Source organism: Roseibium sp. ROS1, assembly GCF_054658215.1.
Genome location: NZ_BAAGIG010000003.1, coordinates 353,406 through 376,395, shown reverse-complemented (window position 1 = coordinate 376,395; position 22,990 = coordinate 353,406). Strand labels below are relative to the sequence as shown.

Annotated in this window: 22 protein-coding genes and 1 tRNA gene; 19 read left to right on the top strand and 4 right to left on the bottom strand. The window is 60.4% G+C overall.

Features of this window, described 5'->3' with window-relative positions; translation table 11 throughout:
* Positions 1-2 precede the first annotated feature (2 nt).
* Genes ACYQ6M_RS17890 through ACYQ6M_RS17875 form a run of 4 tightly spaced genes read left to right on the top strand, consistent with a single transcriptional unit; the run spans position 3 to position 4,696 of the window.
* Positions 3-1,001 carry an alpha-ketoacid dehydrogenase subunit beta gene (locus ACYQ6M_RS17890; protein ID WP_460074814.1) on the top strand — a complete coding sequence of 333 codons (999 nt, stop codon included), beginning with the start codon at positions 3-5 and terminating at the stop codon, positions 999-1,001.
* Complete coding sequence (locus ACYQ6M_RS17885; protein WP_460074813.1) at positions 991-2,334, top strand: biotin/lipoyl-containing protein; 1,344 nt, start codon at positions 991-993, stop codon at positions 2,332-2,334. The genes ACYQ6M_RS17890 and ACYQ6M_RS17885 overlap by 11 nt, the downstream gene beginning before the upstream one ends.
* A 16-nt stretch (positions 2,335-2,350) precedes the next feature.
* Positions 2,351-3,781, top strand: coding sequence for an NAD-dependent succinate-semialdehyde dehydrogenase (locus ACYQ6M_RS17880; protein WP_460074812.1), 1,431 nt, complete (start codon positions 2,351-2,353; stop codon positions 3,779-3,781).
* Positions 3,782-3,790: 9 nt separating this feature from the next.
* The gene (locus tag ACYQ6M_RS17875; protein ID WP_460074811.1) at positions 3,791-4,696 is read left to right on the top strand and encodes a 2-oxo acid dehydrogenase subunit E2; all 906 of its coding nucleotides are present in this window, start codon (positions 3,791-3,793) and stop codon (positions 4,694-4,696) included.
* A 267-nt stretch (positions 4,697-4,963) separates the two neighbouring features.
* Here ACYQ6M_RS17875 and ACYQ6M_RS17870 read toward each other — a convergent pair whose 3' ends face one another.
* Positions 4,964-5,602 (bottom strand): TetR/AcrR family transcriptional regulator, encoded by a 639-nt coding sequence (locus ACYQ6M_RS17870; RefSeq protein WP_460074810.1) that lies wholly within the window; start codon positions 5,600-5,602, stop codon positions 4,964-4,966.
* A 145-nt stretch (positions 5,603-5,747) separates the two neighbouring features.
* On the opposite strand from ACYQ6M_RS17870, the gene ACYQ6M_RS17865 reads away from it, so the two are divergent.
* From ACYQ6M_RS17865 to ACYQ6M_RS17840, 6 genes are all read left to right on the top strand, one after another.
* Positions 5,748-6,581 carry an FAD binding domain-containing protein gene (locus ACYQ6M_RS17865; protein WP_460074809.1) on the top strand — a complete coding sequence of 278 codons (834 nt, stop codon included), beginning with the start codon at positions 5,748-5,750 and terminating at the stop codon, positions 6,579-6,581.
* Positions 6,578-7,078, top strand: coding sequence for a (2Fe-2S)-binding protein (locus ACYQ6M_RS17860; RefSeq protein WP_075281370.1), 501 nt, complete (start codon positions 6,578-6,580; stop codon positions 7,076-7,078). Before ACYQ6M_RS17865 ends, ACYQ6M_RS17860 begins: the two co-directional genes overlap by 4 nt.
* Positions 7,075-9,456 (top strand): xanthine dehydrogenase family protein molybdopterin-binding subunit, encoded by a 2,382-nt coding sequence (locus tag ACYQ6M_RS17855; RefSeq protein ID WP_460074808.1) that lies wholly within the window; start codon positions 7,075-7,077, stop codon positions 9,454-9,456. The genes ACYQ6M_RS17860 and ACYQ6M_RS17855 overlap by 4 nt, the downstream gene beginning before the upstream one ends.
* A gap of 48 nt (positions 9,457-9,504) precedes the next feature.
* On the top strand, positions 9,505-10,560 hold the full coding sequence (locus ACYQ6M_RS17850; RefSeq protein WP_023001700.1) for a C4-dicarboxylate TRAP transporter substrate-binding protein: 1,056 nt from the start codon (positions 9,505-9,507) through the stop codon (positions 10,558-10,560).
* 76 nt (positions 10,561-10,636) lie between these two features.
* Entirely contained in the window at positions 10,637-11,200 is a 564-nt protein-coding gene (locus ACYQ6M_RS17845; RefSeq protein WP_023001699.1) for a TRAP transporter small permease subunit, read from the top strand.
* A complete protein-coding gene (locus ACYQ6M_RS17840; RefSeq protein WP_055658240.1) occupies positions 11,197-12,525 on the top strand; it encodes a TRAP transporter large permease in 1,329 nt (442 codons plus the stop codon). Before ACYQ6M_RS17845 ends, ACYQ6M_RS17840 begins: the two co-directional genes overlap by 4 nt.
* Positions 12,526-12,676: 151 nt before the next feature.
* On the opposite strand, the gene ACYQ6M_RS17835 is transcribed toward ACYQ6M_RS17840, so the two are convergent.
* Complete coding sequence (locus tag ACYQ6M_RS17835; RefSeq protein WP_460074807.1) at positions 12,677-13,576, bottom strand: LysR family transcriptional regulator; 900 nt, start codon at positions 13,574-13,576, stop codon at positions 12,677-12,679.
* A gap of 179 nt (positions 13,577-13,755) precedes the next feature.
* Here ACYQ6M_RS17835 and ACYQ6M_RS17830 point away from each other — a divergent pair, with 179 nt between their 5' ends.
* From ACYQ6M_RS17830 to ACYQ6M_RS17810, 5 genes are read left to right on the top strand one after another with little or no spacing between them, the layout of a single operon-like run.
* On the top strand, positions 13,756-14,766 hold the full coding sequence (locus ACYQ6M_RS17830; RefSeq protein WP_460074806.1) for a hydroxyacid dehydrogenase: 1,011 nt from the start codon (positions 13,756-13,758) through the stop codon (positions 14,764-14,766).
* A gap of 2 nt (positions 14,767-14,768) precedes the next feature.
* Positions 14,769-15,449, top strand: coding sequence for an RraA family protein (locus tag ACYQ6M_RS17825; RefSeq protein ID WP_173017421.1), 681 nt, complete (start codon positions 14,769-14,771; stop codon positions 15,447-15,449).
* Positions 15,450-15,475: 26 nt separating this feature from the next.
* A complete protein-coding gene (locus ACYQ6M_RS17820; protein ID WP_460074805.1) occupies positions 15,476-16,429 on the top strand; it encodes a Bug family tripartite tricarboxylate transporter substrate binding protein in 954 nt (317 codons plus the stop codon).
* Positions 16,430-16,488: 59 nt separating this feature from the next.
* Complete coding sequence (locus ACYQ6M_RS17815; RefSeq protein ID WP_460074804.1) at positions 16,489-16,950, top strand: tripartite tricarboxylate transporter TctB family protein; 462 nt, start codon at positions 16,489-16,491, stop codon at positions 16,948-16,950.
* 5 nt (positions 16,951-16,955) lie between these two features.
* Positions 16,956-18,464 carry a tripartite tricarboxylate transporter permease gene (locus tag ACYQ6M_RS17810; protein WP_075281364.1) on the top strand — a complete coding sequence of 503 codons (1,509 nt, stop codon included), beginning with the start codon at positions 16,956-16,958 and terminating at the stop codon, positions 18,462-18,464.
* Positions 18,465-18,656: 192 nt separating this feature from the next.
* Here the strand turns inward: ACYQ6M_RS17810 and ACYQ6M_RS17805 are convergent, their stop codons facing one another.
* On the bottom strand, positions 18,657-19,559 hold the full coding sequence (locus ACYQ6M_RS17805) for a LysR family transcriptional regulator (RefSeq protein ID WP_460074803.1): 903 nt from the start codon (positions 19,557-19,559) through the stop codon (positions 18,657-18,659).
* A gap of 111 nt (positions 19,560-19,670) precedes the next feature.
* On the opposite strand from ACYQ6M_RS17805, the gene ACYQ6M_RS17800 reads away from it, so the two are divergent.
* Positions 19,671-20,423 carry an SDR family NAD(P)-dependent oxidoreductase gene (locus ACYQ6M_RS17800; RefSeq protein WP_031269625.1) on the top strand — a complete coding sequence of 251 codons (753 nt, stop codon included), beginning with the start codon at positions 19,671-19,673 and terminating at the stop codon, positions 20,421-20,423.
* A 91-nt stretch (positions 20,424-20,514) separates the two neighbouring features.
* The gene (locus ACYQ6M_RS17795; RefSeq protein ID WP_460074802.1) at positions 20,515-21,123 is read left to right on the top strand and encodes an NADPH-dependent F420 reductase; all 609 of its coding nucleotides are present in this window, start codon (positions 20,515-20,517) and stop codon (positions 21,121-21,123) included.
* A gap of 163 nt (positions 21,124-21,286) precedes the next feature.
* Here the strand turns inward: ACYQ6M_RS17795 and ACYQ6M_RS17790 are convergent.
* Positions 21,287-21,376, bottom strand: a tRNA-Ser gene (locus tag ACYQ6M_RS17790).
* A gap of 633 nt (positions 21,377-22,009) precedes the next feature.
* Here ACYQ6M_RS17790 and ACYQ6M_RS17785 point away from each other — a divergent pair.
* A complete protein-coding gene (locus ACYQ6M_RS17785; protein WP_023014642.1) occupies positions 22,010-22,609 on the top strand; it encodes a 50S ribosomal protein L21 in 600 nt (199 codons plus the stop codon).
* Positions 22,610-22,659: 50 nt separating this feature from the next.
* Positions 22,660-22,929: a 50S ribosomal protein L27 gene (gene rpmA, locus ACYQ6M_RS17780; protein WP_006933726.1), complete on the top strand. Its 270-nt coding sequence runs from the start codon at positions 22,660-22,662 to the stop codon at positions 22,927-22,929.
* Positions 22,930-22,990 lie beyond the last annotated feature (61 nt).

The following is a 22,990-nucleotide window of genomic DNA, read 5'->3' as shown; positions in this document are numbered from 1 at the left end:
CCATGACACGTGAAATCACCCTGTCCAGGGCCGTCAACGAAGCCATCGCGGAAGAAATGCGCCGGGATCCGTCGATCATTCTCCTGGGCGAAGACGTCGCGGAGGCCGGAACGCCGTTCAAGGTGCTGTCCGGCCTGGTGGAGGAGTTCGGAACGGATAGGATCATCGACACGCCGATATCCGAACCCGGCTTCATGGGCATTGCCGTTGGTGCGGCGATGACCGGACTGAGGCCGATCGTCGATCTGATGTTCGGCGACTTTCTCTATCTGGTCATGGATCAGCTCTGCAATCAGGCCGCCAAGACCCACTATATGTCCGGCGGCAAGCTGAACGTGCCGCTGGTCCTGCGCACCAACATGGGCGCGACCCGGCGCTCCGCCGCCCAGCACAGCCAGTCCCTGCAGGCGCTTGTCGCCCACATTCCGGGACTGAAGGTCGCCATGCCTTCTTCGGCTTACGAGGCCAAGGGCCTGATGAAGACGGCAATCCGGGACAACAATCCGGTGGTCATCTTCGAAGACAAGCTGATGTACAACGACAAGGCCTCGGTGCCGGAGGAAGAATACCTGATCCCCTTCGGTCAGGCGCACATCAAGCGCGAGGGTCGGGACGTCACGCTGGTGGCGACCTCTTCCATGGTGCAGGTGGCCGAGGAAGCAGCGGAAACGTTGTCTCGCGAGGGCATCAGCGCGGAGATCATCGACCCGCGCACGATCGTGCCGCTGGATGAGGAAACCATCCTGCGTTCAGTCCGCAAGACGTCGCGCGCCATCGTCATCGACGAAGGTCACCAGAGCTACGGCGTGACGGCGGAAATCGCAGCGCGGATCAGCGAGAAAGCTTTCTACCACCTCGACGCGCCGGTCATCCGCATGGGCGCCATGGACGTGCCGGTGCCGTTTTCGCCCGCCCTTGAAGACATCACCGTGCCGAATGCCGCAGGAGTTGCCGACAACGCGCGCAAGATCTGTCGCGGGGAGCTGGTCCATGCCGCATGAGGTGATCATGCCCGCGCTCGGCATGGCCCAGGACAGCGGCCAATTGCTGGCCTGGCACAAGAAACCGGGAGAGGCGGTCGCCGCTGGCGATGTGCTTTTCGAGGTGGAAACCGACAAGGCCGCCATGGAAGTGGAGGCGCAGAAGGAAGGCTATCTGACCGACGTCTCCGTGGAAGCAGGCAGCGATGTTCCGGTTGGACAGGTGATCGCGATGATCTCTGAAACCCCGGAAGGGGCTGTAGAGGCAGGCAATGCGCCTTCACCGGAGAAGGCCGCCGATACGGCAGAACCTGCACCGGGCGGCATGGAGGCCGGGGAGGATGAGCTTCCAGACGGACATCAGGTGATCATGCCGACACTCGGCATGGCTCAGGACACGGGCCTTTTGGTTGCCTGGTGCAAACAGCCCGGAGAAGCCGTTGCGGCTGACGACATTCTCTTCGAAGTGGAAACGGACAAGAGCACGGTTGAGGTCAATGCCGGCCGCGACGGTTTCGTGGCCGCGCTTCTGGCGGAAGCGGGAGATGAAGTGCCTGTCGGCCAGGCGATCGCGGTGATTTCGGAGCAAAAACCGGACAAGGCAGTGTCGCGCAAGGCGGCTGGAGCACCAACCTCTGCAGCTGGTGAATCTGCGCCGGAGCGGCAGGAAAAGACGGAACCTGCCAACACGCCTGCACCTTCTCCTGAAAAACGGGTGACGGCCAAGACAGCGCCCGGGGTGGCCGGGAGAGTTCTTGCGTCCCCCAAGGCACGGCGGCTTGCGCAGGAACAAGGGCTGGACCTGCAGCGTCTGGCCGGTGCCGGCCACTCCCAGCCGTTTCACGTCAAGGATCTGGAGACCCTCAAGACCCTGCGCGCGGAAACGCCGGCGGCAAGTGCCACGGCGCAGCGCTTCGAACTCAGGGCAGAGGTATCGGGTACCGGATTTGCAGACTTCGTGGCCTGGGCGAAGGACAACGGCGGGCAAACCGATCAGGCAGCTCTGCTAGCCGGATTTGCGGCTGCCAGTTTCGGGAACTTTCCCGCCAAAGTCCGCGTTGAGAATATGTGGCAGTCGCAAGCCTACTCCGCTGCTTCGCTATGGCTTGGTCAGGTCAAACCGGCGGACGATGATCAAGAAGTGGATCTGCTGGTGCGTGACCTGAGAGCAAGCCGCATCTCGGCGCTTCAGCTTGATGCAGGCAAATGCCCTGTCATCAGCATCCTTCGCCAGGGGGAGGATCTCGCTCTCGTGCTGGAATGGACCGGTGACCGACTGACTGCACCTCGGGCGATCGACCTGCTTTCCAATTTCGCGGGTCGGATGGAGCAACCGCTTCGCCACCTGCTTTGAACCGATGGGGACCATTATGGACCATACCGATCTTTACATTAACGGCGCCTGGCGCGCGGGAGCGAGCGGCGAAAGGTTCGACGTTCTGAACCCGGCAACCGAAGAGGTGCTTGCCTCCGTCGCCTCCGCAGACATCAACGACGCGGATGCCGCGCTGGATGCAGCGGAAGCCGCGATGGCAAAATGGGCCGCCAAAACGCCGCGCGAACGTTCGGAAGTTCTGCGCAAGGCGTGGGAATTGATGACGGCGCGGCTGGAAGACTTTGCCCGCATGATCACACTTGAAAACGGCAAGGCGCGCAGTGACGCCATGGGCGAGGCGACCTATGCCGCCGAATTCTTCCGCTGGTTTGCCGAAGAAGCCGTACGCGCCGACGGCCTCATCACCCACGCGCCGGCTTCAGGCGCGCGCATCATCGTGCAGCACAAGCCTGCCGGCCTTGCGGTTCTTGTCACGCCCTGGAACTATCCTGCGGCGATGGGCACCCGCAAGATCGCTCCGGCTCTGGCCGCTGGCTGCGGGGTGATCATCAAACCGGCTTCCGAAACACCGCTGACCATGCTGGCGCTCATGCCCCTCCTGGAAGAAGCCGGCGTTCCGGCTGGCCTTGTCAACGTGCTGCCTTCCAAGCGCACCGGCGCGCTTGTCGATCACATGCTGCACGACCCGCGCGTGCGCGTCGTCTCCTTCACCGGTTCCACGGCGGTTGGCCGCAAGCTGCTGCATTCTGCGGCCGATCAGGTTCTCAAACCGGCGATGGAACTTGGCGGCAACGCACCGCTGATCGTCTTTGACGATGCCGACCTTGATGAGGCGGTGCAGGGCACGATGCTGGCCAAGATGCGCAACCTCGGTGAAGCCTGCACGGCGGCCAATCGGATCTATGTACACGAAGCCGTTGCCGACGACTTTACCCGCCGACTTGTCGAGGCCATGAAAAAACTGAAGGTCGGTGACGGATCTGACCCGGACGTGGATGTCGGCCCGCTGGTCAATGCGGAAACCCGCGACAAGGTTGCGGATTTCGTTCGTGATGCCGTTGAGAAGGGGGCGAAGATCGAAGTCGGTGGCGACCTGCCGGGCGGAACGGGCTTTTTCTATCCGCCCACGGTTCTGTCGGGTGTGCCCGAGACGGCCGACTGCGTGCATGACGAAATCTTCGGGCCCGTCGCCGCCCTCCAGACCTTCACCGATCAGGACGACGTGATCCGCAGGGCCAACGACACGGAATATGGTCTGGTTGCCTATGTCTTCACGAAGGACATGAAACGCGGCCTGCAGGTCTGCGAGAAGCTGGACTACGGCATGGTCGGCTTCAACCGCGGCCTCGTCTCCGATCCGGCGGCTCCCTTCGGCGGCGCCAAGCAGTCCGGCCTTGGCCGTGAAGGCGGTCATGAAGGCATGCTGGAGTTCATGGAAACCCAGTATATTTCGGCAAGCTGGTAGGAGGTGGAAATGTCCGACGTGATCGCACCGCCTTCAGTCAGGGCGCTGGCCCGGCAGAAGGGCATAGACATAGAGAAACTCGCGCGCGACATCGGACGTACGTCCATCGCCCGGGAGGATGTGGAAGGCGAAGGCGATACTGGGATGTCGCCTTCGGTCTCAGCTTCTCCAGTTGAAACAGGAGACCGCGGGTACTGGGACGTCGACCACGCGCTTTTCGGCTCCGTAACGGAAGAGCCCGTCTCACGGTTCGCGCAGGTTGCCGCGCAGAACATGGCCGCCGCCCAGCGGCTCATTCCCGCCGTCACCCATCACGACCGCGCGGAGATGACCGCCATTGAAGCCCTGCGCAAGGAATTGCGGACGGAAGCCGGCGAGCGCGGCGTGAAGCTGACGGCGCTAGCTTTCCATGCCAAAGCCTTGTCGAAGGCCTTGCGGGAGTTCCCGAAGTTCAACGCTTCTCTCAGTCCGGACGGCAAGACGCTGTTCCTGAAGGACTACGTGCACCTTGGCATCGCGGTCGACACCGCCCACGGCCTTATGGTGCCGGTGATCCGGGACGTTGACCGGAAAGGCCTCTGGCAGATCGCGGCGGAAATCGCCGACCTTGCCTCCAGAGCACAAGAGCGCAAGGTGCGCCCTGATGAAATGGGCGGTGCGTCCATGACCATCACCAACCTCGGCGGCATCGGCGGCACCGCCTTCACCCCAATCGTCAATCCGCCCGAAGTCGCCATTCTCGGCATCACTCGCACCGAAATGTCCCCCGTCTGGGACGGGGAGGCTTTCCAACCCGTCCAGATGGTGCCCCTCGACCTCAGTTACGACCACAGGGTCATCAACGGCGCCGACGCCGCGCGCTTCCTGAGCTATTACGCGGGTCTTTTGAAAGAGCCTCGGCGGATGTTGATCTGACGGGCTGTTTGCTGGATTCACCTCACTGCAAGATTGAGGTTCCCGGAATGTGTGTAGCTGCCTGGGAGCTTGTGGATGCTATGCGGTCCTTGAAAAACCTGGAGGATAGCCGGATCGACGTTATCTCTGTTCTCCACGAAGTTACCGAAATCGCGTTTCCGACTGTCCAGCTGCGCTTCGAACAGGATTGGAGCCTTGTCCCGCGTGTACCTCTCCGGGGGTGGTGAATGAGCCGCTTGAACAGCGGACAACCTCTTCAGCACCAGCTCAAGGGCAGGGACTGATTCCGAACGACAGCAGGAAACGGTCGATCGCTCTTGATATGGCCTCGGACGGATCGTCCGGGCAGGGGGTTCGGTAGATGTGCTGTCGGATGCCGATGTAGACGATGCCGCCGTGCAGGTTCCAGATATCTTCCATGACCGGTGTGACGCCGGAACTGACCTCATGCTCGATCTCGCCCAGGAGCGGCAGCAGGATGACGTCACCCAGATGTTTGAGATAGCGTCGGTTGAGTTCTGCGCCATAAAGGCCGGAAAACATGAAAATCCGCATCCACGCGTACTGGAAGATGAGTGTGCTGTATTCAGTGTAGAAATCGAGCAGGCGCCGACGCAGCGGCACTTCCCGGTCGGTCAGCCGCTCCGGCCAGTCGGGAGAAAGTCGACCGAGGTACACCTTTTCGTAGACCGCCTCTATGAGGTCGTCCTTGGTGGCGAAATAGTTGAAAAGCAGCGATTGCGTGACGCCAATACGCTTGGCGAGATCGCGTGTGTTGCCGTCAAGGCCGACCTCGGCGAAGAAGGCGACGGCACCTTCAACGATCTGCTGGCGGCGTTCGGAAGGGGGCAGCCTGCGACGGCTGGAAGTGTCCCCCGTTTCGGCGACATCGGTCATTCCATTCATGTTCCTTTTCCTGCCTCCCTCATACGGCACGCAATAATCTACTTGCAATCTTCCGATTTTTATAGATCATCTGATCAATAAAGTTGAGCAGATGCTCAATAAGCGATGCTGGAGGGCGTCGCGATGAAATCGGGAGGGAGACGCCATGAAGGCATCGGCGGGCGGTTATGCCCGGGCATCCAGTTTGCGCAACGCGCTGGAAATGCTGGCCGCGAGCGACGGCAACGGCCGCGTGCTTGCAGGTGGCCAGAGCCTGGTTGCGGCCTTGAACCTGCGTCTCTCCGCAGGCGACGTCCTGATCGACATTTCCCGCCTGAGCGAGCTTTCCGGGGTAACCGAAACGCAGGATGGTCTGCGGATCGGCGCGCTGACTTCGCATGCGGAGATTGGTCGTAACCCGCTGATCCGACAGTCTGCTCCGCTTCTTTCACAGGCGGTGGAATTCATCGCCCATGCTGCGATCCGCAACCGCGGCACGATAGGTGGTGCGCTGGCTCATGCCGATCCGGCTGCGGAGTTTCCAGCCTGCGTTCTGGCCCTTGGCGCCACGCTACATGTGGAGGGCCTCAACGGCTCGCGGGACATACCGGTGGAATATTTCTTTCAGGACATTTTCGAAACGGCCATCGAGGAGGGGGAAATCCTGACCGGCCTCTCGGTCCCGAAGGCAGAGCCCGGCGAAACGCAGGTCATCGTAGAGGTTGCCAGGAGATCCGGCGACTATGCCCTTGCCGGAGTGTGCCTCGTCAAGCGCGCCGATGGACACCGGCTGTCGCTTTTTTCCGTCGGGCCCAAGCCGGTCCTTGCCGAAGGGGCTATGGCCGCTCTCGACCAGGGCAACATTGATGGCGCCGTTCAGGCTCTGCAGGCGGAAATCGACCCACCGTCGGACACCCAGGCAAGTGCCGCTTACCGCCGCCACCTTGCCGGTGTCCTCTTACGCCGCGCCGCCGCCAGGATCGAGGGAGGAAACGCATGACGGAGATGTTCCGCGACAAGATCGACATCAGCCTGACCGTTAACGGGGAGCCCGTCGAGGCGCGTGTTCCGGCAGGTCAGCATCTCGTTGATTTCCTGCGCGGCGAGCTTGGCCTTACCGGCGCCCATGCAAGCTGCGAACACGGTGTCTGCGGTGCCTGTACACTGAAGGTCGATGGCAAAGCCTTGCGCGGCTGCCTGATGCTGGCCGCCCAGGCGGACGGTGCCGACGTCTGGACAGTGGAAGGCCTGTCGGACCTGGGCGCGATAAAGGATCTTCAGGACGTCTTTGTCGAGCGCAATGCGCTCCAGTGCGGCTTCTGCACGCCCGGTATGCTGGTTGCCATTAACGAGCTGCTGGAGGCCGGCGGCATGCCGTCACGCGATCAGATCCGCGAACATCTGTCGGGCAATTACTGCCGCTGCACCGGCTACGAAGCCATCGTGGATGCAGTTGAATCGGTAGCGCGTGTCCGCGCACAGAAGGGGGCCGCATGACCATTCAATTCGGTAATCCGGACCGGCCCAATTCCTATATCGGCAAGACGGTCCCGCGGCCCAATGCCCGGCGTCTGGTCCAGGGGCGCGGCGTCTATGTGGACGACATCGTGCTGCCGCGCATGGTCCATGTCGCTTTTGTGCGCTCGCCCTTCGCGCACGCGAAGATCAACCGTATCGACGCCGAGGATGCAAAATCGGTGAAGGGTGTGCTCCGGGTCTTCACGGGCAAGGACATCGCCGAGGTCTGCAAGCCATGGGTTGCTGTGCTCGCCCATCTGAAAGGCCTGAAATCGCCGCCGGAACACGCGATTGCCGTTGACCGAGCCTGCTGGGTCGGCGAACCGGTGGCAGCCGTTGTCGCGACCTCTCGCGCTGCTGCCGAGGATGGCGCGGCTCTTGTCGATGTTGACTACGAGCAACTGGACGTCGTCACCGACATGATGAGCGCGCTCGATCCTGAAACGCCGGTGCTGCATCCGGATATGGGCGACAACCTCGCCTTCCGGCGCCTGCACGAACAGGGGGACGTGGACGAAACCTTCCGGACCGCGCACAAGGTCGTCTCGGCGCGGTTCGTCACCGGACGGCACACTGGCGTGACGCTGGAACCGCGCTCGATGCTGGTCGACTGGAACCCGGCCGAGGAACAGATGACCGCCTGGCATGCGACGCAGGCGCCCCACATGATCCAGACAGTTCTGGCCACTCATCTCGACCTGCCGGAAAGCCGGGTCCGGGTCATCTGCGAGGACGTCGGCGGCTCCTACGGCATCAAGGTGCATGTCTATCCGGATGAAATGGCGACCGCGGCAATCGCCAAGATCATGAAACGGCCGGTGAAATTCATTGCCGACCGGCTGGAAAGTTTCTCCAGCGACATCCACGCCCGCGATCATCAGATCGAGGCGAAGATTGCAGTTGGAGAAGACGGCCGGATCCTCGCCATGGATGTCGATGACTGGACGGCGATCGGCCCATATTCGGTCTATCCGCGGACCTCCGCCATCGAAGGCAACCAGGTGGTGAACCTCTGCGGTGGCCCCTATGACTTCCAGAATTACCGGGCCAGGACCACGGTCGTCTTCCAGAACAAGACGCCGACCTGCCAGTACCGGGCAGTCGGCCATCCGATCGCGGTCGCGATCACCGAAGGCCTGGTGGATATGGCGGCCGCCGAAATCGGCATGGACCCGGTCGAGATCCGCCGGCGCAACATGTTCAGGGATGATGCCTATCCGGTGACGTCTCCCGCGAACATGCGTTTCGAGGGGCTGTCGCATCATGCCTCCATGGACAAGCTTCTGGAGCTGATGGATTACGACGGCTTGCGAGCCGAACAGGCAGAGCTCCGCAAGAAGGGCATCTACAGGGGCATCGGTATTGCAAGCTTCATCGAGCTGACCAATCCCTCGCCCTTCATGTACGGTATCGGCGGCGCGCGTATTTCGGCACAAGACGGTTGCACGGTGCGGATGGATCCGGACGGATCGATCGTTGCGCTGTCCGGCGTAACCGAACAGGGGCAGGGCACCGAGGCAATGCTGAGCCAGGTGGTTGCCGAGGGTCTTGGCGTGTCCCCTGCGCGTGTGCGCGTCATTACCGGTGATACACAAGTGACGCCCTATGGTGGCGGCACCTGGGCGTCGCGCGGGGCCGGTATCGGCGGCGAGGCTGCGCTGCAGGCGGCGCGGGCGCTTCGCGATTCCATCCTTGAGGTGGCCGCTTCCATGCTCCAGGCCGATCAGGCGCAGCTCGACATCCGCGACGGCGCTGTGGTCGACAGCACCTCGGGCGAAGCCCGCATGCCGCTCGAGGAGCTCGGCAGGATCGTCTACTTCCGCGGCGACACATTGCCAAAGGGCCTGCCGCGGGAACTCGTCCAGACACGGCACTTCATCACGTCCGAATATCCCTTTGCCTTCACCAACGGCGTCCAGGCCTCCTACCTCGAGGTCGATACGGAGACCGGCATCGTGAAGCTGCTGAAGCATTGGTGCGTCGAGGATTGCGGGCGGGTGATCAATCCGCTTCTCGTGGACGAGCAGATCCGGGGTGGCATCGTTCAGGGACTGGGCGGAGCGCTCTTTGAGGAAATCCACTATGACGCGGAAGGCCAGCTCCTGAACGGCTCGATGGCAGACTACCTCGTGCCGATGGCAGCTGAAATGCCCGACATGATCATCGGGCACGTTGAAACGCCGACGGGGGAGAGTTTGCTCGGGGCCAAGGGCGCGGGCGAGGCGGGCACTGCCGGGTCTCCGGCCGCCGTCATGAATGCGATCAACGACGCCCTGCGGCCCATGGGCGCGCAAGTGACAGAAATGCCGTTCACCCCTGAACGGATCGTGAGAGCACTTGGAACCTTGAATGACTGAACCAGAGGAGCCTGGGAGGATAAGGCTCCGAATGCAGGGAGGAAAATCATGAAGTTCGTAACATTGGCAACCGCAACGGCCATGCTGGCCAGTTCTGCCGGCCTCGCCGCCGCGCAACAGGCGATCACGGTCAACATCGGTTCGTCGCATCCGGAACAGAACATCTGGGTCTATGCGATGAAGAACACCTTCCAGCCGGAAGTGAACCGGATCCTGGAAGCCGCCGGCGAATACAAGGTCGACTGGGTGGAGTCCTACGCCGGCACGCTCTACAAATTCACCGACACGCGTGAGGCCGTCATGGACGGCATCGTCGATGTGGGCATGGTCGGCACCGTCTGGGAAGGTGCGAACATGCCGCTCCAGAACGTGACCTATTTCACGCCGTTTGCCACGGAAGACCACAAGATGATCATCGAGATCTTCGATGATCTTTCGGCAAACCTGCCGGAGCTGCGTGACAGCTGGGCGGAAAACGGCATGGTTCATCTGTCGTCGCTCATTACCGACAGCTACGACATCTATGCCACCTTCCCGGTAAACTCCATGAAGGATCTTGAAAACCGCAAGCTCAACGCCCCGGGAACCTCGGCCAACTGGTTGCGCGGGACGGGAGCAACGCCGGTCGATGGTGCACTGACGACCTATTACACCAACATCCAGACCGGCGTGACCGAAGGTACGCTGTCCTTCGCGTCGGGCATTCTGCCGACCCGCGTCTATGAAGTCGCGCCTGAACTCACCCGCGTGGGCATCGGCTCGATGTATTTCGGCGGCATCGCGGCCAACAAGGACTTCTTCGACGGTCTGCCGGAACCAGTCCAGGCCGCCTTCCGGGAAGCTGCGAAGGCAACTTCCGCGGCACACGGTCAATATGTCGAGGATCTTGCCACGCGAGCACTCAAGGAAATGCAGGAAGCGGGTCTGACGATCCACGAACTGCCGGAAGCAGAAAAAACCGCCTGGGTGAACGGACTGCCGAATATCGTGGAACCGTGGCTGGAACAGACCGGCGATGCCGGCCGTGTCGTGCTGAAGGCCTATTTCGACGCCCTGCGCGCACGCGGTGCGGAACCGCTGAGGTCCTGGGACGAAGGGCTCTGAGAGCGGCCTTGCCTCACACCTCTCCCGCCCGGCATCTTGTCCGGGCGGGTTTATTGAGAGCGAACTGGACGTAACGATGACGGATGAGACCAGAACCGAGGCCGACGACGCCTATGTCCCGGCATTCTCGGAAGCGCCTTTCGGCGCAATGCTCGGCGGCACGGCCGCCATCATGTCATCGGTCGGTACACTTTCCATCGGCGCGCTCATGATACTGATCGTCGCTGATGTCCTTGGTCGAAACTTCTTCAACGCGCCGATTACCGGCGTTGCGGAAATTGCTGCGCGCACCGTTGTTGCCATCGTCTTCCTGCAGGTTGCCGCTGCCATCCTGCAAAAGCGCCTGACCCGGGCCGATTTTCTCGTCCGGCGTCTTGAAAGCGTGTCGCCGAAAGGTGTCTGCCTGATCGAGGCCCTGTTCTCCCTTTGCGGCGTCATCGTGTTCGGTCTCATTCTCTGGGCTTCCTGGCCGAAATTCGCCAGTGCCTGGGCGACGTCCGAATTTTTCGGCGTCCAGGGCGTCTTCACCATTCCGACCTGGCCCTTCCGGGGCATAACGGTCCTGGGCTCGGCGGTGGCTGTTCTGGCCGCGTTTTACCGGGCTCACACAGAAATTCGCATGTTCCGGAGCTTTTCATGACGACGTTGACCATTGGCTTCCTGCTTGTCGGCGCGTTGATCGTTCTGGTTCTGCTCGGCATGCAAATAGCCTATGCGCTGTTCCTGGTGGCCTTTGCCGGGATATGGATCATCCGCAATAACATCGACCTTGCCTTCAGGATGCTGGAGCTGACCGTCTACAGCGGCATTGCCGATTATCTGTTTGCGACCATTCCCCTCTTCGTCCTGATGGGGCTGCTGGTGAGCGTTTCCAACGTCGGGCGGGACACCTTCGAAGTTGCAGAGGAACTGCTGCGCCGGGTCATCTGCGGGCTCGGGGTCGCGACTGTCGCGGCCAACACGATCTTCGCTGCGGTCACCGGCGTTTCCATTGCCTCGGCGGCGGTATTCACGCGCGTCGCAGTCCCTGAAATGGAGCGTCACGGGTATCGCCCGGCCTTTGCTGCCGGCACCGTCGCGGGCTCGTCGGTACTCGGTATGCTGATCCCGCCGAGCTTGCTCCTCATTATTTACGGGGTTCTGGCAGAAGTCTCCATCGGTGGCATGTTCATCGCCGGCATCGTGCCGGGGCTGATGCTTGCCGGTGGCTTCGTGACAATGCTCGTTGCCGTGACCGTCCTGTTCCCGGGTTTCGTTCTCACCGATCCGGCTGCTGCGAAGGAGCGCCGGCGCGACAGCGCGATCGAACCGATGCCGCTTGGCCGGATGATCGCCAAGCTGGTGCCGATCATCCTGCTCGTGGTTCTGGTGCTCGGCGGACTTTATTCGGGATATTTCACACCAACAGAGGCTGGCGGTGTCGGCGCCTTCGGTGCGCTGCTGGTTGCGCTTTCACGCCGTTCCCTCAACCGCCATAACCTGTGGCGGGTGATGAAGCAGACCGGCGTGATCTCGGTATCGATCCTGCTGCTGCTTGTCGCTGCCAGTTACTATTCGCGCATGTTGTCGATCGCCGGCCTTCCCAACGCCATCGCAAGCCTCGTCAACGAAACCGGCCTCGGCCCGATGGGCTTCATGGTTCTGTGCTCGGCGCTCATTCTCGTCATGGGCATGATCCTCGACAGCACGTCGATCCTCCTGATCATGGTGCCTATCGCAGCGCCCATCGCGCAGCACATGGGTATAGACCTCAGCCAGTTCGGCATCGTCATCGTGATCGCCGTTGAAATCGGCCTCCTGACGCCGCCCTTCGGCATCTCGGTCTTCACGGTGCACAATACGCTCAACGATCCGGACGTTTCCGTCGAACAGATTTTCGCGGGCACGATGCCATTCATCGCGGTCATGCTGCTGGTTTTGCTGCTCGTTATTCTTCTGCCAGGCATTGCCACCTTGTTCTTGTGATGCAAAAAACAATGCGAGGATCTTCCGTTTGTCCAGGCAGCGCCTTCTTTCTCGGCCCTGAAACCGAACGACCTCGTTGGTGACAGCCTTTTTGACAAGACACATTGATGAGGCGGTGCAGCCTACCGGCTGGTGATCCTCCGGAGGATGGTCAAGACACGTCCTCTATTCTGCTTACGCCATGCGGGGCGCAAAGTTCGGCAAGTACCGTGTGGATACGCGCGATGATTTCAGCCCGCGGCGATACGATCCGCTCAACGATGCCGATTTGCCTTGTCACTTGCGGATTGCCGAAAGGGAGTTTTGTCAGCCGCTGGTGATCCGGTTCCTGCAAGGCGACATGCGGTACAACGGAAACTCCCATGCCTTGCCGGACACATGTGACGATGGACCCGATCGTGTCGATCTCGGCAACGTCGTTGGTTGCGATCCCCATGCGAGAGATCTCCGTGTCGATAAGGTTGGCAAGCGGCACGGCGCTGCGAAATCGAATGAACGGACAGGTGGCAAGCAGGTCGGCGGGGTCGGCGGATTTTGTGTCTTCCGGTGCGATCAGCCAGAGCGGCTCACGAAGGAAGGGGCTCCAGCGCAAGGCGGGCGGAATGCCGACATGCTCCGCGACCACTGCAGCATCGAGCCGTCCGGAAGCCACATCGGCAATCAGGGTTGAAGACAGCGAAACTCTCAGATTGGTTTTCAGATCGGGATACTGGTTTCGCATCTGGACAATGGCTCTCGGCAGCAGATTGAGTGCACTGGAACGAACAGAGCCCAGCATGAGGGTGCCGGCGAGCTTGTCTGCCCGCAGATTTGCCTTGGTATCGTCTTCGAGACGTAACATCTCCTGAGCCATTTCAAGGACTTGAAGTCCCTGCGAGGTCAACTTTGGAGGACGGGACGACCGTTCGAACAGGATGATGTTCAGTTCGACTTCCAGCGCCTGGATCTGTTGACTGACTGCCGATGGCGTCAGGTTTACGATCTCCGCCGCCTTGGTGAAGGTGCCATGGGTTGCGATAGCGACCAGGGTCTTGAGTTGACGGGTGTCCATACCTTCATCCAGTTTTTCTTAATATAAGAACCAGATTAATTCGCTTTTGTTAAGTCATTCTATCCGTTACCCAAGATGGCGGAGGAATTCAACCGTGCAAGCTGGGAGGCGGACGCGGTCACTCATCCCCTATCAAAGAACAATCACTTTCCGCTTGCGGAGAGCAGAGAGACGTACGCATGAGCAAGAAAATCCTTGTGACCGGCCCCGACCTCGACCCAAGTGCTGTCGCGCTTGTGAAAGACCACGGATACGAAACCGTTCATACCCCGGCCTATGCAGACAGCGATGTGATCTCCAGGCTTCTGGTCGAGACCGGGGCGGAAGGGATCGTCTCGCGGATGGGCCGGCTGGATGCCGACGTCCTTGAAAAGGCTCCAAAGCTGCGCGTCATTTCAAAGCATGGTGTTGGCGTCGACAACATCGATCTCCAGGCAGCCGCATCCCGCGGCATTCCGGTGCTTGTTGCAACGGGCGCGAATGCAGTTTCAGTCGCCGAACATGCGATCGCACTCATGCTTGCCACCGTGAAGCGCATCCTGCCGCTTGACGCAGGGCTTCGTGCCGGCCGCTGGGAAAAGGCAGGTTTTCTCGGCCGCGAGCTGGCAGGAAGCCGACTGGGCCTGTTGGGGATGGGGTCTATTGCACAGGCGACAGGCCGAATTGCCAAGGGCATTGGCCTGAACCTGATCGGCTACGATCCCTATGCCGACAACGACGTATTCGAAAGACTGGGCGTAAAACGCTGCAGCTCGCTCGAAGAGCTGCTGGAACAATCCGATGTCCTCAGCCTTCATTGTCCGCTGACCGATCAGACACGCCAGATCCTGAACGCCGAAGCCATCGCGCGCATGCCGGAAGGCAGCTACGTGATCAACACGGCGCGTGGTGGGCTGATTGACGAAGACGCGCTGCTCGCTGCAATTCAATCAGGTCATCTTGCAGGCGCGGGACTTGACACCTTTGCCGTGGAACCACCCCAGGCGAACCATCCGTTCTTCAGTGAAAACCGCATCATTGTCACTCCGCATATCGGCGGCGTCACGCGCGAAGCCGGTGCACGTGTCGGAGTGCAAGCCGTGCGCGGCATCTTCCAGGTTCTGGATGGCCAGCCTGTCGCCCGCGAACGCATAGCAAATCGTGCACTTCTGGCCGACGCCGGTGCCATGTACGCCAAAGCAGGAGAATGAACATGTCGGTTGGCTTTCGTATTTGCAGCCGAAAACAAGCTGCGCCGCTGGAACTCGTTGCTGAATTTGCCAAGCTTCCGGTTGCCAATGTCTCCGACTGCATGGGGCGCCTCGCAGCCGCCGGTCCGCGCCTGCGACCGATGCATGCCTCCGGCGGCCTGGCCGGCGTGGCGCTGACCGTCAAGAGCCGTCCGGGTGACAACCTGATGCTGCACAAGGCGATCGACCTGGCCAAACCCGGTGATGTGATCGTTGTCGATGCCGGAGGGGATCTTTCCAATGCCCTCATGGGTGAGCTGATGCTTGCCTACGCCGTCAAGCGAGGGGTTGCGGGCTTCGTCTTGAATGGCGCAATCCGCGATGTCGATGCCTTTCTCAAGACCAACCTGCCGACCTTCGCAGCGGGGGTAACCCATCGCGGTCCTTACAAGGACGGCCCGGGTGAAATCAATGTTCCGATCAGTCTGGACGGAATGGTGATCGAGCCAGGTGACATCGTGCTGGGCGATTCCGATGGCGTGCTCGCGGTTCCCCTGGATGGGGCCGAGAAAATTCTTCGTCAGACCCTGGCGAAACAGGATGCCGAAGAACGGCAGATGAAGGCCATCGCTGAAGGCAAGAACGATCGCAGCTGGGTGGACGCAGCCCTCAAGGAACGTGGTTGCGAATTTCCGGATTACTGAACAGTCTCAACAAAGGGAGGAGACAAATGCTTACTTACCTGAAGGCTTCTGCAATTGCAGGTGCGCTGGTTATGGTCGCTGGGACTGCCATGGCCGACTATCCCGAAAAACCCATTGAGGTCATTGTCGGATATTCCGCAGGCGGCGGCACGGACGTTATGGCTCGCACCGCTGCACCGTTCATCGAAAAATATCTGGGCGAAGGGGCAAGCCTCGTCGTCAAGAACATGCCGGGTGCAAGTGGGCAGATCGGCATTACGGAAACGGCGAGATCTTCTCCGGATGGCTACACGCTCGGCACCTTCAACCTTCCGGGCATGATGGCGCGCACGATTGATCGTGAAGCGGAATATGATGCCGACAGCTTCACCTATCTCGCCAATGTGGTGAACGATCCCAACGTGATCGTCACCTCCAAGGCGAGCGGTCTCGACACGCTCGACAAGCTGATCGCGGAAGCCAAGGCCAATCCCGGGGCCATCACCGTCGGGATGTCCAGCCTCGGAGGCGATGATCACTTCGCGCTGATCAAGCTTGAAGGCCTGACCGAAACCGAGTTCACCATCGTACCGTTCAAGGGCTCCGCCCCGGCGCGAACCGCACTCATGGGCGGACACGTGGCAATGGGGATCCTCAACATTTCCGAGGTGGCCGAGTTTCAGGAAGAACTGAATGTACTTGGCGTTGCGACGCCGGAGCGCTCTGACTTTGCGCCAGACCTGCCAACCTTCAAGGAGCAGGGACTGGACCTGATAAACGGTTCCATGCGGGGGTTCGTCGCGCCTGCCGGCCTGCCTGAGGATGTACAGGCTAAGCTTCTGGCCGCATTCGAACAGCTTGCCTCTGACCCGGAGTTCCTCAAAGCCATGAAGGAAACCGCAAATCCGGTCGAAGTGGTAACCGGGGACGATTTCAAGGCATTGACCGAGGATCTGCATACCCTTGCAAAGCAGGTCTGGGATACGACTCCCTGGAACTGATGCGCGTTGCGCGGGGCACGCCCCCGCGCGGCCTCTCTTACTCAGATAAAGCCAGTGCCATGTCCGACCATCGTACACACCGCCTTCTCCGGCCCGAGACACTGACCGCTCTTGGCATCGCCGCGGCCGCGTTTGCTTTTCTCTACCCGACCTCGACATTGAGGCCGATATCTGCCCTGCTGCTAGCCGTGATGCTGGTCGGGCTGATCATCCTCTCGCTACTGCTTCTGATCGCCGATCAACGCAAGGCGTCGGCTGGTGAAGAAACCGAGCCCATGAGCAAGTCACCCAGCCGGGTCGCAGGTGCCTTTCTGCTGATCCTTGGCTACGCATTGGCCACCGACCTGATCGGCTTTTATCCGAGCACAGCCATAACCATTCCGCTCGTTGCCTGGCTCTTCGGCTATCGCAACCCACTTGGACTTGCAGTGGCAACCCTGGTCGTCGTCGGAGCCATCTGGCTGATCTTCGATTACGGAATGTCGCAAGACTTTCCGGCAGGACGCCTCTGGCAGGAGTGATCTCAATGTACTCCGATCTTCTCAGCGCACTTCCCGAAGTTTTCGGGCTGGCCAACTTTGCCGCTGTCGTCATAGGCGTGATTGCGGGCATCGTTGTCGGTGCAATGCCCGGTCTGAGCGCCACAATGGCCATCTCCGTGCTTGTGCCATTCACGTTCGGTCTCGAACCTCTGGTCGCGCTCGGTCTGATGGCCGGCATCTACAACGGTGCAATGTATGGCGGTGCCATCCCCGCTGTTCTTCTGCGCATTCCTGGAACCCCCGCAGCCGTTGCCACAACGTTCGACGGTTATCCGATGGCGCAAAAGGGCGAGGGCGGATTTGCGCTGCAAGTGGCCGTCGTCTCATCTTCGATCGGCGGCATCGCAAGTGCCTTTGCCCTGATGCTGCTCGCGCCTCCGCTCTCCAAGGTCACGCTCCTGTTTGGCCCTTCGGAAGTGTTCTGGGTTGCCGTGTTCGGCCTTGCCAGCATCATCTTCCTGCTGGGAGGCAACCCGGTAAAAGGGCTGATCAGCGCCTGTTTCGGTGTCTTCGTCTCAGTGGTGGGATCGGACCCGATCTATGGAAATGATCGCTACACTTTCGGACAGCTGGAGCTTCTGGACGGCGTCAATATCGTCATTCTGCTGGTCGGCCTCTACGCGCTGCCTCCGGTCATCGATCTGCTCGAAACGCCTTTGAAAACGGACGGCGTCAACAGTTCCAAACTGGGAACGGAGCCGATCTGGCGTGCTCTGCCTCGCATGTACCGCTTCTGGAAGACATGGATCCGTTCATCGATCATCGGGATCTGGATCGGAATTCTTCCGGGAGCCGGCGGTTCGATGGCTGCTTTCATGTCCTACAACGAAGCTCGCCGGGCCTCGAAGACACCGGATACCTGGGGCAATGGTGAACCTGAAGGCGTTGCGGCCGCGGAAACAGCAAATAATGCCGACACCGCTTCTGCGCTGATCCCGGCCCTGACACTTGGCATCCCGGGAACTGCTGTCGCTGCGGTCATGCTGGGTGGGTTGCTGGTGCATGGTCTGCAGCCGGGGCCCATGCTGTTCCGGGACAATCCGGACGTGGTATTCGGTTTCATGTGGCAGTTCCTGTTCGGCGCGATCCTTCTGGTGCTGCTTGGCGGGGCTCTGGCTACGAACAGTTTTGCGCGCCTTTTGAATCTCCCGCGTCCTCTCCTGGGGTCGGTCATCATCGTCTTGATGCTGATCGGGGTTTATTCGATCCACGGACGGATGTTCGATGTCTATCTGATGCTCGGCTTCGGTGCGATCGGCTGGGTAATGGACAAACTCAAGTTCCCTCTGCCACCGGTTGTCCTGGGTCTTATCCTGGGTGGGTTTGCCGAGGAAAACCTTCGTCTTGCCTTGCGGATCGGACGCGGCGACTGGCTGGTCCTGTTCTCGAATACGACCAGCCTGGTTCTGGTCGCCCTGACGGTCGCGGTTGTCGTCGGGCCGATGATCAAGCGGCGGTTTCAGGCCGCCAAAAGGGAAGAGGCTACCAGCTGACAAGACCTTGAGTGTTTGACGGGAAACTTGCCTGAAAATTCAGGACCCCGGTGCAGAGCGATGAGTTCGCATCGGGGTTTTCTGCCGGTTCCATTCCTTTCCGTGAGATCCGTTTGCTGTGGTTTCTCGTTGATACGCCACACGTACCTTTCGGAGGACTGGCGGAGCCGCAACATAGTTAGGTTTCGACTGCTATTCGTAGCTCAGTGCATCCTTTGGAAAACAGCGGGCAAGATGGTCGATGAATGATCGGACAGCTGGCGGCAACCCGCGCCGCGTCGTGAAGACCAGATGCACGATCCCTTTCTGACTTCGCCATTGCGGTAGGACACGTACAAGATCCCCGGTAGCCAGTTCCGCGCTGCAGACGTGGTCGGGCAATAGCGCTACACCGAGACCCTTCTTCACGGCCGTTCGTGTTGCCGAAAAATCCGCGCAGCCCATCCTGGCCTGCTTTCGAAACGCGCGGGTTTCGCCGATGTCGGTTTCGATGTGCCATTCGATTTCATCCGCGCTATCACTTGTCGATAGCAAGGGAACTTTGTCCAGGTCATCGACCTGATGAACGGTCTGCGCCAGGCCTGGATTTGCAACCAGAATTCTGATTGAAGTACCGATCGTACGCATTGTCAGCGAGGCATCGCTGGTCAACGCCGTACGCACACGCAAGGCGAGGTCAATGCGTTCCGAGATCAGGTCCAGCGCCCGATCGGCAGCTACCAGTTGCAGCCGTACCTTGGGGTGACGAGACAGGAACTCGCTTATCAGCGGGGCAACAACCTCAACGAGGCCGGTTGGGCATCCGAAGCGGATCAGCCCGTGCGGTTCAGCCCTGGATTCCGCAACCAGGGCATGGGCGTGTTCAGCTTCCGACTGCATGCTGCGGCACCGCTCATAGAATTGCTCCCCGATGTCGGTGACCCGAAACCGCCGGCTTGATCTTTCGATCAGCCTTACGCCGAGACGCTCTTCCAGAGCCGCTATTCGCCGGCTGAGCTTTGACTTGGGAACGCCGATCGCCCGGCCCGCCGGCGCAAATCCGCGATGCGCCACCACCTCGGCGAAATAAGCCAGGTCATTCAGGTCTTGCTGCATCTATCGTTCTTTCTATGGAACGCTAAGTGTTGAAATTGCCCACTACAGAAACGATCGTTCCATTTGCATCTTCATGTCAACGGCAATCGTGCCGTCAGACAGGAGAATGAAATGACACAGAACTTCGAGAACAAGGTTGTGGTTGTCACCGGCGGAACCAGTGGCATCGGTCTCGCGACGGCAAAAGCATTCGCATCTGCGGGGGCATCGGTCTTCATCACCGGTCGCCGCCAGGCAACTCTTGACGAAGCCGTCAAGTCCATTGGCGGGCGAACGACCGGCGTGCAGGGAGACATGTCCGTGCTTGCAGATATCGACCGGCTGTACGACGCGGTCCAACAGCAGCACAGCCAGATTGATGTACTCTTCGCCAATGCCGGTGGAGGTGAATTTGCCCCGCTCGGCGAGATCAGCGAAGAGCACTATCAAAAGACATTCGATACCAATGTGAAAGGTGTTCTTTTCACCGTGCAAAAGGCGCTGCCGTTGCTGCGGGACGGAGCCTCGATCATCCTGACGTCTTCGACCACGGGCACCGCGGGGACACCGAACTTCAGTGTCTATTCGGCAACCAAGGCGGCAGTGCGCAATTTCGCCCGCAGCTGGATCCTCGACCTGAAGGACCGCAATATCCGGGTGAATGCCATCAGCCCAGGGCTGACCGAGACCGCCGGCCTCAATGATCTCTTCGGCGGCGGTGAGCAGGCCGAAGGTGTCAAGAACCACATCCTCGGCAATATTCCCTCGGGTCGGATCGGCCGACCGGAAGACATCAGCAACGCAGTGCTCTTTCTTGCTTCAGAGGCGTCGAGCTTCGTCAACGGCATCGAACTGTTCGTCGATGGCGGCATGAACCAGATTTAAGTTCGCGGTTGACCAGACGGTCCGGGCCGACAACCGGCCTGGCCGTCTGGCCCACGCGCTCACTTCGATACGCTCTCAAGGAGTCTCTTCGATGGAAATCGGAATTCTGGGCGCAGCGTCGCTCGGGCAGACCCTCGCCAGCCGGCTGGCCGCTGCCGGTCACAACATAGTCCTGGCCAACAGCCGCGGGCCGGAAAGTCTGCGTGATGTCATCACGCGACTTGGGAAAGGGATTACCGCCGGCCATGCGGCGGAGGCCATGAACAAACCGGTCGTTGTCCTGGCCATGCCATGGACGAAACTCAGTGACGTGCTTGCGCCTGATATCGACTGGGACAACCGCGTCCTGATCGACGCGACAAATATCTTCACCAGCTATGCACCGTCGTTCGAGATCGATGATCTGGGGGAAGAGTCCGGCAGCGAGATTGTCGCCCGTCTGGCCCCCGGCGCTCGTGTCGCGAAGGCGTTCAACACTCTTCCTGTCGCCACAATGATCGCGCCGTTACTGGAAGAACGTTTGCGGCGAGTCCTGTTCGTGGCCGGTGACGACGAAGACGCTGTCGCCATCGCACAGAATCTTGTTTCAGACATCCATCTGCACCCGGTGTACCTCGGCTCGCTGGCGACAGGCGGGAGGCTGATGGAACTCGGCGGCGCGCTGAGCGGTCTGGAACTCTTCATCGATGGCGGCAGGTGATAGAGCTGACCCGACGGTCCCTACACGTGACACCGATGACGACCCGGGCCTCAAGTAGCCGAAGGCGATAGCGCAGGAATAGATATGGCGGAGCAGCGAGGACAAGGTCCCGACCCGGAGCCATGCGCTCAAGTAGCCGAAGGCGGTAGCGCAAGGATAAATATGGCGGAGAGAGAGGGATTCGAACCCTCGGTACGGTTACCCGCACAACGGTTTTCGAGACCGTCCCGTTCAACCACTCCGGCACCTCTCCGCGGTACTTGCGATGTACGGGTCTCAAGTGGCGCGGAACATAGACACACTCTGCGCGCCCTGCAAGCCCGGAAATGAGTTCTTTTTTCAGTTTGTGGATTGGGGCTGTTTTTGCCCGGTTTGTCTGCTTCCTGGGCGCGAATTTACCGCCTGCAGACGTATTTGCACGACGCGAAAAGCGGTCTGCAGGGAGCTCGGGGAAGGGGAGGAGGGAGCACCATGGAGATTCGGATTGACCGGATGTCGGCTTGCCCCGATAACGGCCGTCAACGCCGATTGGCGTATCCCTGTTTGCGGGAATCGTGGTGACCACGAGAGAAACCGCCGCGAATGCGGGGGCGCCAGGGAAACGAAAACAAGCGGTTTTGCGGCAGAAAGGCCAGATTTCCGTTTGACAACGAGAACCGGCCGACTATATTGCGCGGGCTCGAAAAGGTTCGCTTTTTCGAGTTATGTTTGTCGTTCAAGGCCTGCCGGGCTTTAAAAGCTTCACGCTCAACCCGACACAAAGACTTGTCAGCCAGGGTCAAGACCTGGAGAGACAGGCGCCTCGGTTCGACCTGAAAAGCAGCCGGTTCGATGGTTTAACAGCCCGTTCCGGTGTGTCAAAAACGAAAAGAAGGACGTGCGAGACATGTTCGCAGTGATCAAGACGGGTGGCAAGCAGTACACTGTTGCCGCCGATGACCTCCTGAAGGTCGAAAAGCTCGATGCCGAAGCCGGCAGCACCGTCACCTTTGAAGAGGTTCTGATGGTCGGCAATGGCACCGACACCACCGTTGGCGCTCCGCTTGTCGAAGGCGCAACCGTGGTTGCCGAAGTGGTCGAACAGGGCCGTAACCGCAAGGTTATCATTTTCAAGAAGCGCCGGCGTCAGAATTCCCGCCGCCGCAACGGCCATCGTCAGGCTTTCACCCTCGTGAAGGTGACCGATATCCTGACCGGTGGTGCAAAGCCGGCCAAGAAGGCAGCGCCGAAGAAGGCAGCGCCGAAGGCTGAAGAAACCGCTGAAGCCGCACCGGCTGCAGCAGAAGGCGCCGACGACCTGAAGAAACTCGATGGCGCCGGTCCGGCAGCTGTGAAGAAGCTGAACGAAGCAGGGATCACCACCTTCGCTCAGATCGCAGCAATGTCGGCTGACGACGTCGCACGCGTTGAAGAAGAAACTGGCCTGAAAGGCAAGTTCGAACGCGGTAATTGGGTTGAGCAGGCCAAGGAACTGGCTGGCAACTAAGCCGCCGCTCCCGAACCTAAAAAGTATTCGAAGAACGAGGAGTTCTAACGATGGCACATAAAAAGGCAGGCGGCTCGTCCCGCAACGGCCGCGACTCAGCTGGCCGCCGTCTCGGCATCAAGAAATTCGGCGGGGAAGCTGTGATTCCCGGCAACATCATCGCGCGTCAGCGCGGCACTACCTGGCACCCGGGCACCGGCGTTGGTATGGGCAAGGACCATACCATCTTCGCAACCGTGGAAGGCAAGGTAGAGTTCCAGGCGAAAGCCAACAAGCGAACCTACATTAACGTGCTCCCGGTAGCGGAAGCAGCGGAGTAAAGCCGACGTGAAGTTTCGAAACGCCGGCGTCCCGTAAGACCCCGGCAATTCGAGACAGGTC

Bases quoted from the DNA above. Each gene is read 5' to 3' on its own strand.
- ACYQ6M_RS17845 (WP_023001699.1), top strand. From the start codon at position 10,637: ATGACGGATGAGACCAGAACCGAGGCCGACGACGCCTATGTCCCGGCA.
- ACYQ6M_RS17800 (WP_031269625.1), top strand. From the start codon at position 19,671: ATGACACAGAACTTCGAGAACAAGGTTGTGGTTGTCACCGGCGGAACC.
- ACYQ6M_RS17860 (WP_075281370.1), top strand. From the start codon at position 6,578: ATGACGGAGATGTTCCGCGACAAGATCGACATCAGCCTGACCGTTAAC.
- ACYQ6M_RS17815 (WP_460074804.1), top strand. From the start codon at position 16,489: ATGTCCGACCATCGTACACACCGCCTTCTCCGGCCCGAGACACTGACC.
- rpmA (WP_006933726.1), top strand. From the start codon at position 22,660: ATGGCACATAAAAAGGCAGGCGGCTCGTCCCGCAACGGCCGCGACTCA.
- ACYQ6M_RS17825 (WP_173017421.1), top strand. From the start codon at position 14,769: ATGTCGGTTGGCTTTCGTATTTGCAGCCGAAAACAAGCTGCGCCGCTG.
- ACYQ6M_RS17870 (WP_460074810.1), bottom strand. From the start codon at position 5,602: ATGAATGGAATGACCGATGTCGCCGAAACGGGGGACACTTCCAGCCGT.
- ACYQ6M_RS17880 (WP_460074812.1), top strand. From the start codon at position 2,351: ATGGACCATACCGATCTTTACATTAACGGCGCCTGGCGCGCGGGAGCG.
- ACYQ6M_RS17865 (WP_460074809.1), top strand. From the start codon at position 5,748: ATGAAGGCATCGGCGGGCGGTTATGCCCGGGCATCCAGTTTGCGCAAC.
- ACYQ6M_RS17875 (WP_460074811.1), top strand. From the start codon at position 3,791: ATGTCCGACGTGATCGCACCGCCTTCAGTCAGGGCGCTGGCCCGGCAG.
- ACYQ6M_RS17830 (WP_460074806.1), top strand. From the start codon at position 13,756: ATGAGCAAGAAAATCCTTGTGACCGGCCCCGACCTCGACCCAAGTGCT.
- ACYQ6M_RS17795 (WP_460074802.1), top strand. From the start codon at position 20,515: ATGGAAATCGGAATTCTGGGCGCAGCGTCGCTCGGGCAGACCCTCGCC.
- ACYQ6M_RS17850 (WP_023001700.1), top strand. From the start codon at position 9,505: ATGAAGTTCGTAACATTGGCAACCGCAACGGCCATGCTGGCCAGTTCT.
- ACYQ6M_RS17810 (WP_075281364.1), top strand. From the start codon at position 16,956: ATGTACTCCGATCTTCTCAGCGCACTTCCCGAAGTTTTCGGGCTGGCC.
- ACYQ6M_RS17785 (WP_023014642.1), top strand. From the start codon at position 22,010: ATGTTCGCAGTGATCAAGACGGGTGGCAAGCAGTACACTGTTGCCGCC.
- ACYQ6M_RS17890 (WP_460074814.1), top strand. From the start codon at position 3: ATGACACGTGAAATCACCCTGTCCAGGGCCGTCAACGAAGCCATCGCG.
- ACYQ6M_RS17885 (WP_460074813.1), top strand. From the start codon at position 991: ATGCCGCATGAGGTGATCATGCCCGCGCTCGGCATGGCCCAGGACAGC.
- ACYQ6M_RS17805 (WP_460074803.1), bottom strand. From the start codon at position 19,559: ATGCAGCAAGACCTGAATGACCTGGCTTATTTCGCCGAGGTGGTGGCG.
- ACYQ6M_RS17855 (WP_460074808.1), top strand. From the start codon at position 7,075: ATGACCATTCAATTCGGTAATCCGGACCGGCCCAATTCCTATATCGGC.
- ACYQ6M_RS17840 (WP_055658240.1), top strand. From the start codon at position 11,197: ATGACGACGTTGACCATTGGCTTCCTGCTTGTCGGCGCGTTGATCGTT.
- ACYQ6M_RS17835 (WP_460074807.1), bottom strand. From the start codon at position 13,576: ATGGACACCCGTCAACTCAAGACCCTGGTCGCTATCGCAACCCATGGC.
- ACYQ6M_RS17820 (WP_460074805.1), top strand. From the start codon at position 15,476: ATGCTTACTTACCTGAAGGCTTCTGCAATTGCAGGTGCGCTGGTTATG.